This window comes from Macrococcoides caseolyticum (assembly GCF_002902665.1).
GTDB classification, from domain to species: Bacteria; Bacillota; Bacilli; order Staphylococcales; family Staphylococcaceae; genus Macrococcoides; species Macrococcoides caseolyticum.
Genome location: NZ_PPRM01000037.1, coordinates 1 through 9703, shown reverse-complemented (window position 1 = coordinate 9703; position 9703 = coordinate 1). Strand labels below are relative to the sequence as shown.

At 36.9% G+C, this 9703-nt stretch carries 7 protein-coding genes and 1 riboswitch; all 7 genes read left to right on the top strand.

Annotated features, from left to right (window positions below; genetic code table 11):
- The first annotated feature begins 140 nt into the window (after nucleotides 1-140).
- Nucleotides 141-1244, top strand: a complete 1104-nt coding sequence (gene glgD, locus CD152_RS06435; RefSeq protein WP_101140551.1) for a glucose-1-phosphate adenylyltransferase subunit GlgD — start codon at nucleotides 141-143, stop codon at nucleotides 1242-1244.
- A gap of 17 nt (nucleotides 1245-1261) precedes the next feature.
- Nucleotides 1262-2662, top strand: a complete 1401-nt coding sequence (locus CD152_RS06430; protein WP_169926171.1) for a glycogen synthase — start codon at nucleotides 1262-1264, stop codon at nucleotides 2660-2662.
- Between the two features lie 10 nt (nucleotides 2663-2672).
- On the top strand, nucleotides 2673-5078 hold the full coding sequence (locus CD152_RS06425; protein ID WP_103214536.1) for a glycogen/starch/alpha-glucan phosphorylase: 2406 nt from the start codon (nucleotides 2673-2675) through the stop codon (nucleotides 5076-5078).
- 268 nt (nucleotides 5079-5346) lie between these two features.
- A riboswitch (TPP riboswitch) is annotated at nucleotides 5347-5442 on the top strand.
- A gap of 40 nt (nucleotides 5443-5482) precedes the next feature.
- On the top strand, nucleotides 5483-6160 hold the full coding sequence (gene tenA / locus CD152_RS06420; protein WP_101140554.1) for a thiaminase II: 678 nt from the start codon (nucleotides 5483-5485) through the stop codon (nucleotides 6158-6160).
- Between the two features lie 180 nt (nucleotides 6161-6340).
- Complete coding sequence (locus CD152_RS06415; protein ID WP_012656695.1) at nucleotides 6341-7351, top strand: PTS sugar transporter subunit IIC; 1011 nt, start codon at nucleotides 6341-6343, stop codon at nucleotides 7349-7351.
- 96 nt (nucleotides 7352-7447) lie between these two features.
- Nucleotides 7448-8032, top strand: a complete 585-nt coding sequence (lepB, locus tag CD152_RS06410) for a signal peptidase I (protein WP_012656696.1) — start codon at nucleotides 7448-7450, stop codon at nucleotides 8030-8032.
- Between the two features lie 152 nt (nucleotides 8033-8184).
- Nucleotides 8185-9582, top strand: a complete 1398-nt coding sequence (locus CD152_RS06405; protein WP_103214535.1) for an alkaline phosphatase — start codon at nucleotides 8185-8187, stop codon at nucleotides 9580-9582.
- Nucleotides 9583-9703: the final 121 nt, after the last annotated feature.

The window sequence follows — 9703 nt, the reverse complement described above, 5'->3', positions numbered from 1 at the left end:
TTTATCAAATGAAATTTTCTTGTTTCTCAAATTAAAAACTCCCTATAAAATTTTCACTTTTTAAGTGTCTACCTTATAGGGAGCATATCAATTGTTGTTGGTCCTAAAAATATTCATGAATTTACAGGAGGTCATGCATAATGCGTTCTCTTATGGGATTAATTAATTTATCAAATGAACAGGATTATCTAGAAGAACTCACATATTTTCGAAATGGTGCGAGCGTGCCATTTGCAGGAAGATACCGTCTGATAGATTTCAGCCTTTCTAATATAGTAAGTTCAGGTACTGATCAAGTTGCAATCTTTGTCAATCAGAAGTATCGTTCTTTAATGGATCATCTTGGCAATGGTGATGATTTTGGTCTTGATGATCGAAAATCAAAATTATTTGTGCTACCTCCTGACTGGCATGATCCATCTGATATTTCTAGAGGAGATTTAAGACATTTTCATAACAACCGTGATTTCTTCATTAGAAGCAATGCAACGGATATTATTATTTCTGGATCACAGATGATTGTAAATACAGACTTTAAAGATGCATTTAAATTTCATATAGAAAATGATGCAGATATCACATTGATTTCAGAGAATGTAGATGAGCTTGAAGAAATGCATCAACCATTATTACGTGTAAATAATGAAGGGTCGAAAGTGACATATCTTAACCATGACAGTGCCAATGCACACGTATTTACCGGCACATATATTATAAAGAAGGATAAGTTATTTGAAATTATGGATTACTGTATACAGAATTATAAAGATAATTTCTTCTTCCATGGTATTTTTGAAAGAATGGGTGAGCTGAATGTCACATATTATGACATTCAGGAAGTGACAATGTATATCAACTCACTTAAGACTTTCTATAAGAATAACTTGAGCATTTTAGATCCTGAGCGTTACAAAGCAATATTTATGAAAGAAAATAGAATTAAAACTAAGATTTCTAATCAACCTCCGACAAAATATATTGGCGATTGTACCGTTCACAATTCCACTGTTGCCAATGGATGTGAAATTGCAGGTCATGTAGAAAATAGTATTCTTTACCGTGGCGTATGTGTTGAACCAGGTGTAACAATAAAAAATTCAATCATTATGACAAATTGTCAAATAAAAGCTGGTGCTTTAATTGAGAATGTTATTTTAGATAAAGACGTTATTGTAAATGAGCATCAGAAATTGATCGGGTCGCAAGATAAACCGTTTGTTGTTGCGAAAAGACAAACAATTTAAAGAAAGTTGGAAAAGTGATGAAAAAGATATTATTTGTAGCTTCAGAATGCACACCTTTCTTTAAGTCTGGAGGACTTGCTGATGTAATTGGCAGTCTTCCTCAATATTTAAATCAAACAGGTGACTGTGAAGTGCGTGTGATTTTACCACTTTATCAAGACTTAAAATCTGAATACAAGGAACAGCTTAAAGAAGAAATGATTTTTCAGACACATGTAGGCTGGCGTTTTCAGTATACCCGCATTCTATCATTAAAATGGAATGGCATTATTTATTATTTTGTTGATAATATGCAGTATTTCAGTCGTGATACACTGTATGGTTATGATGATGATGGAGAACGTTTTGTCTTCTTTTCAAATGCTGTAATAGAATTTATCTATAGAGGAGATTATAAACCTGACGTACTTCATGGACATGACTGGCAAGCGGGGGCAGCAGTTGCGCTATGTAATATAAAGCAGCCTGTTGCAGGAATTCGCACAGTGTTTACCATCCATAATATCAAATATCAAGGAATGCTGATGTACGATGCGTTCGACAATCTTTTTAACCTTGATCGCGTTCATTTTGCTGGTTTTGAGTGGAGAGGCATGCTGAATCTTATGAAAGCAGGTATCTTCCATGCTGATAAGATTACAACAGTATCTCCAAGCTATGCTGAAGAGATTAGGTCACCATACTACGGCGAAGGGCTTGAAGACTTATTGAATATGCGTGGACATGATTTGTCAGGTATTGTCAATGGGATAAATGTTAAAGATTATAATGCACTTACTGATAAGAGCATCGCCGTCAATTTCAAAAGTTCGATTCTAAAAAAACGAGAGAATAAGACAATACTTCAGGAGACTTTCAATCTACCCGTTTCTGCTCAAATACCAATGTATGCAATAATCACGAGGATGGTAGAGCAAAAGGGTCTGCATCTTGTGATACGTATTATGGAAGAATTTATACAGAATGAGGTACAGCTCTTTATCATGGGAAATGGCGAAGTAGAGTTTGAAAACTACTTTAATTATCTTCAGGAGAAGTATCCTGATAAAGTACGCTTCTATAGAGGGTTTGATGAACAAGTTTCAAGGCAGATCTATGCAGCAAGCGATTTCTTTATCATGCCGTCACTTTTTGAACCTTGTGGTCTGAGTCAACTGATTGCGCTGCAATATCGCTCCATTCCAATAGTTCGTGAAACAGGAGGGTTAAAGGATACCGTCATTCCTTTCAATGAAGTATCGATGGAAGGTACTGGATTATCCTTTGCTAACTATAATGCACATGAATTATTAGATAGACTTTATGCATCATTAATAATCTATCATGATGAAAACAAATATAAAGCACTGATTAAGAACATCACAAAAGTGAACCATAGCTGGGATGCTTCAGCGCGAAAATACTTAGACATCTATTAAGGAGACTTTAATGAGAACATATACAAAATCAGAATTTCGTAAAGTATTAGAAACTAAGTTGATGAATAAACGTACTGCAACTTTGGAAGAGTCTACAGATAACGATATATTCTACGCAATATGCTCTATATTAAAAGATGAAATTAATCAGGCAGGAGTAGATACTAAACGTCATAACATTGAAGCTAAAAGACGCCAGATTAACTATCTATCGATGGAATTTCTGATTGGAAGATTAATTGAAAGTAACCTGTTGAATGCCGGACTATTAGATGTATGTAATGAAGTACTGACTGAGCTCGGTCGTGACCCTAAGAAAATTTATAGTGAAGAAAATGATGCTGGGTTAGGAAATGGGGGTCTTGGCAGACTTGCTGCATGTTTCTTAGATTCTATCGCCTCTTTAGGATATATGGGTAATGGTTTTGGTATAAGGTATCGCTATGGATTATTCGAACAGCGTATCGTCAACGGTACACAGATTGAATTGCCAGATAACTGGTTACAGGAAGTATACCCTTGGGAAACAAGAAGAATTGAGGAAGCGGTATCGGTAAATTTTGGTGGTCAAGTCACTTCCACAGTACTTGAAGACGGCAATCTTAAATTTACTTATAGTGATCAGGAGACGGTACTTGCAGTGCCATATGATGTCGGCGTTGTAGGGTATGAGAATGATACTGTTAATCAGCTGCGTCTTTGGAGTGCTGAACTACCACATGACACGATAGATTATGGAGATTACAAGAATCGACTTGAGTATATGCAAAGTATAGAACGTATTTCAGGGTTCTTATATCCTGATGATTCAACTGAAGAAGGCCGATTCTTACGTCTCAAGCAACAATATTTCTTAGTATCCTCTACGATTCAGACGCTGATTAAACAATTCAAAGAACGCTATCAGCTGCCTGTGACACAATTTCATAAGTATCATTGTATTCAGATCAATGATACACATCCAACCTTTGGGATTCCGGAATTGATGCGTATTCTGATGGATGACGAAGGGCTCGGATGGGATGATGCATGGCACATAGTCACGCATACATTTGCCTATACGAACCATACAATCATGCAGGAAGCTTTAGAGAAATGGCCAGTATCCCAAGTTCAGAACGTTAACCCGCGTATCTTTATGATTATCAATGAAATCAATGAACGTTTCTGCAAGGATGTATACGAAACACATCCAGAAATGCGTGATAGGATTAGTGAGCTTGCAGTCATCAGCAACAATGTTGTTCATATGAGCAAGCTTGCTATTGTCGGTTCTTTCAGTGTGAATGGTGTTGCTGCACTTCATTCGGAAATTATTAAAGATCATACATTTAATGATTTCTATAAACTGACACCAGAGAAATTTAATAATAAGACGAACGGTATAACCCATAGAAGATGGCTGATGACCTCTAACCCTGAGCTGTCACATCTAATCAGTGATGCAATAGGTGACAACTGGGTGAAACATCCTCAGGAATTAACGCAGTTGATGCATTATTATAATGACGATGCTTTCCTGGATCGATTAGCTGAAGTGAAGCTGCATAATAAAAAAATACTTAAAGAGGTCATCTACAACAAGACAGGCATTGAAGTAGACGAACATTCAGTATTTGATGTGCAAGTAAAGAGATTGCATGAGTATAAGCGACAGTTATTGAACTTACTGCATATCATCTATCTCTATAATGAAATAAAACGTAAACCGTCTATAAAAATACAACCGAGAACGTTTATCTTTGGTGCCAAAGCAGCACCAGGCTATCACATTGCGAAAGAAGTTATCAAACTCATTCATGCTGTTGCGAATGTAGTTAATAATGATACAGATGTTGATAATAGAATTAAAGTTGTATTTCTAGAAAACTACAATGTGACATTAGCTGAAGATATTATGCCGGCAGCAGAAATATCAGAACAGATATCAACTGCATCGATGGAAGCATCAGGGACAGGTAATATGAAGATGATGATGAATGGTGCGATTACACTGGGGACGATGGACGGAGCGAATGTTGAAATCGCTGAGCTTGTAGGTAAAGAGAATATCTTTATCTTTGGTTTAAGCTCTGAAGAAGTCATTAATTATCAGTTAAATGGTGGCTACCGAGCAGAGGACATCTATAAGACAGATTCACGTGTGAAAACCGCGATGGACGCGCTTATCAATGAACAGTTCGGCAGAAACTATGCATTTAATGACCTATACTACCATGTACTGACAAACAATGATCAATACTTCCTGCTTAAAGACTTTAATTCCTATATTGATATTCACCTTACTGCGATGGCAACGTATCAGGATAAGAGACAATGGAATCAGATGAGCTTGATGAATATAATGAAGTCGGGTCAATTCTCTAGTGACCGAACGATACAGCAATATGCGACGGATATTTGGAAGTTGGATTAATCAAGAGCTGAGACGATTAAGTCTCAGTTTTTTTATTCTGGATTTTAAACTGTTCTATAATATGTATAACAAAAGGGGTTGATGACAATATATGGGTGCCAGAAGTATCTGAATTTGGGATGACGCTCAATATGGCAAGACCAGCTGCATGGTTTATCGCATTCATGATTATTGTATTTCCTATAATACCGATAGTGATTATGATTATAATGACTTGAGATAAATATTTAATATGATACGATTAAACAGTACTACAAATAAAAATAAAAAATATCACTAGGGGTGCATTCGTGCTGAGAGGAGTAATCCGACCCTTTGAACCTGTTTGGTTTATACCAGCGTAGGGAAGTGCTTGATGCCTATACCTGCGTATAGGCATTTTTTTATTGAAGAGGAGGAAACACATGTTTACTGAGCGCATATTAAAGCGTGTTGAACCGATCTGGGCTTCATATCTGGAACATCCTTTCGTTAAGGGGCTAGGTGATGGTTCGCTTGAGAAGGAGAAGTTCCAGTTCTGGTTAAAGCAAGATTATGTTTATTTAATTGATTATGCTAAATTAATGGCGATCGGGAGTGCGAAGGCACCTGACCTGCGTGTGATGGGCATTTTCTCTAAACTGCTGCATGGTACGTTATTTATGGAGATGGATTTACATCGCAGCTATGCGAAACAGTTCGGTATCTCTGAAAGTGAATTAGAAGCAACTGAAGCGGCATCAGTGAATACAGCGTATACAAGCTATATGCTGAATCATGCACAGCGTGGTGGTGCTGAACATGTTACGGCATGTCTGCTTGCGTGCGCATGGAGTTATAACTATATCGGGAAACATTTAGCGAAGCAGGATGGTGCATTAGATGATAATAATCCATACCGTGACTGGATTGAAACATATTCAGGGGAAGCATTTACGGAACTTACGAATGATGCAATTGCACTGATGGATGAGCTTGCTGAAGGTATGCCTGAGCGTGTACTTGCAGATTTAGAGGAGATTATTGTTAAGACAAGCTACTACGAGTATATGTTCTGGGAGATGTGTGAATTTAAAGCGCATTGGGATATTCCAGTGAAGTAGGTTGTAATGTCAGAATAGTTAAAGTCAGAAGCGAAGTATCCACTTAGCTTCTGACTTTATTATTTATTTAAAAATAAAATTTCATAAAAAGTGTAAAATGTATGATACGATGATCGGTTTTTTTTGTTACTATAGAAAGAACACATGTGTATATTATAAAAGCAGGAAGGGATTGTTAATGTGGATATTTTAATTGGAACAGGTTTCTTACTTCTTGTCCTTGTGCTGTTTACGTTATTTACATATAAAGCACCATCCGGTATGAAAGCAATGGGGGCATTAGCGAATGCCGCGATTGCAACATTTCTTGTCGAGGCGTTTCAGAAATACGTTGGTGGAAATATATTTGGTATAAAGTTTCTAGAAGAATTAGGAGATACAGCTGGAAGTCTTGGTGGTGTAGCAGCAGCTGGTTTAGTTGCTTTATCTATTGGTGTATCTCCGGTTTACGCACTCGTTATAGCAGCAAGTTGTGGCGGCCTTGATTTATTGCCCGGGTTCGTTGCAGGGTATGTTGTTGGTCATCTAATGAAATATGCTGAAAAATATGTACCTGAAGGTGTCGATTTAATTGTAGGCATTATCATTATTGCGCCACTTGCACGAATGCTGGCAATGTTTGTTACACCTTTAGTTAATAATACATTAATTAAAATTGGGGAAGTCATACAGCAATCTACAGATGCAAGTCCACTTGTTATGGGGTTTGTGCTTGGTGGTATTATTACGGTTGTAGGAACAGCGCCACTAAGCTCGATGGCGCTAACAGCACTCCTTGGCCTGACTGGATTACCGATGGCGATTGCTGCAATGGTATCATTCAGTTCGGCGTTTATTAATTCAACGATGTTCTATAAATTGAAGCTAGGAGACCGTGCTTCTATCGTGGCTGTAGGTATTGAGCCTTTATCACAGGCAGATATTATATCTTTAAACCCTGTACCGATCTATTCTTGTAACTTTATCGGGGGTGCACTTGCGGGTATGGTTATTGCACATTCTGGAATGGTTAATGATGCACCTGGAACAGCGAGTCCTCTAGCCGGATTTCTAGTGATGTTCGGATTTAATGAGCCGCTTCAGATTATTGGATGGGGTAGTGTTATTGCGGTAATCTGTCTAATTGTCGGGCTAGTAGGAAGTCGTATATTCAAAGCTTATCCTTTGCGCAGGAAATCAGAATTTATATAATTGATTTATACATCTAAAGTATGACAGTATGACATTATCTTTTTACATATTATTAATGGTATAATAGTATAGAATTTTGATATAAGGAGATAACATATGTTAAAAGAGATAAAAGAATGGATCATATCAATACTTGTCGCACTTGTCGTTTTCTATATTGTACATACATTTTTATTTGCAACGTATGCAGTAAATGGTGACTCTATGTTCCCTACGTTTAAGGATAAAGAACGCGTGATTATCAATAAGATTTCGACAAAGACGGATAGCATTGATCGCGGAGATATTATTGTCTTTCATACAGATACGAAAAATGACTATATAAAGCGATTGATTGGTAAGCCTGGCGATACGGTTGAATATAAGAATGATAAACTTTATATAAATGGGCAGTATATTCAGGAAGATTATTTGAAAGAAAATCGTAAGAATAAGACGAATGAAAAGCTCACGGATGATTTTACTGTAGATATGTTAGTAAATGCGGACGGTAATAAGAAGATTCCTGAAGGTAAATACCTGGTATTAGGTGACAATCGTGAAGTCAGCCTTGATAGCAGAAGAGAATTAGGACTTATCGATAAAAGTGATGTCGTGGGTAAAGTATCTCTGCGTATATGGCCATTTGATGCGTTTTCGCGTCATTTCTTCGAAGACAACTTTGATAAAGTGAATCAATAAATTGGTTGAGACGATTTTGGTCTCAGCCATTTTTATTTACATAAATTTATTAATTCTTCGTGAATTATTTACAAAGGTATTATATTCTCTTAATAATTCATTGTTAACCTAAACAAGTAATAAAAATTTCTTTTACACTTGGAGGAATATTAATGACTAGATTTCGTTATATCACTGCTGGTACATTAGCTGTATCTGCAATATTATCTGCAATTGCGCCGACCGCTGTATTTGCGGGAGGAAAATCTTTACCACAAAATAATGGTGTAAAATCAGAAATGGTTCAATGTGGTAATAAACAGAAACCAAAAAATGTTATCTTTATGATTGGTGACGGAATGGGACCTTCTTATACTTCAGCATATCGATATATGGAAGATAAGGATGAGACGCATGAATTAGATCCAGTTGCTTTCGACCATTATTTATTAGGTGCACAACGCACAATTGCTGATGATGATCATGAAAACATCACTGATTCAGCAGCAGCAGCGACAGCGATGAGCGCAGGAACTAAAACTTATAATAATGCAATCGCTGTTGATAAACAGAAGAAAGAAGTAAAGACTGTTCTTGAGCAGGCGAAGAAAGTAGGTAAAGCTACGGGCCTGGTTGCGACAAGTGAGATTACCCATGCAACCCCTGCCGCATTTGGGGCACATGACATTTCTAGAAAGAATATGCCGCAAATTGCAGATGATTACTATGATGAAATGATAAATGGAGAGCACAAGGTAGATATAATGCTTGGTGGGGGTAAAGAATACTTTGAACGTAAGGATAGAAATTTAGTCAAAGCATTCCAAAAAGATGGCTATCACTATGTAACAGATAAAAAATCTTTAGTAAAAGCAACACAATCAAATAACCAACAAATACTAGGACTGTTCTCACAAGGTGGGATGCCGAAGATGATAGATCGTGATGAAAATATGCCATCACTTAAGGATATGACAGAAACGGCATTGACTAAGTTAAAGAGTGATAAAGATGGATTCTTCCTGATGATTGAAGGTTCTCAGATTGACTGGGCAGGACATGCAAATGATATTACTGGTGCGATGAGTGAAATGAGGGACTTTGACCTAGCTTTCCAGTCAGCAATTAACTTTGCAAAGAAAGACTGTAACACACTAGTTATCGCAACTGCCGATCACTCGACAGGCGGGATGTCTATGGGACGAGGCGGAGAATACAACTTCCTGGTTGATCCTATCAAACAGATGAAGCATACACCTGAATATTTGAGAGCAGAGTTACTGAAAAAAGATGCAAATATCGACAAAATAATTACAGAAAATATTGGATTTGAATTAGAAGCTACTGAAATTAAAGGTATTAAAGAAGCTGTTGCTAAAAGAGATGCTGGAAAGATTGAAGATGCAATTGAAGCGACAGTCAACAAACGTAGCTACACAGGATGGACAACAGATGGACATACAGGAGAAGATGTAAACGTCTATGGATATGGTCCAGGAGCACAAGCTTGGAGAGGTAATATGGATAACACAGATAACGCAAAACGAATTTTTGAATATCTTAAGAAATAAAAAAATGAATGTGCTGAACGGCACATTCATTTCAGACTGAAGACAAACTCACAATTCTAAAAGTGAGTTTGTCTTTTTTCTTCGAAAAATATTGTTATTTTAAAGAAATTAGCAAAATATC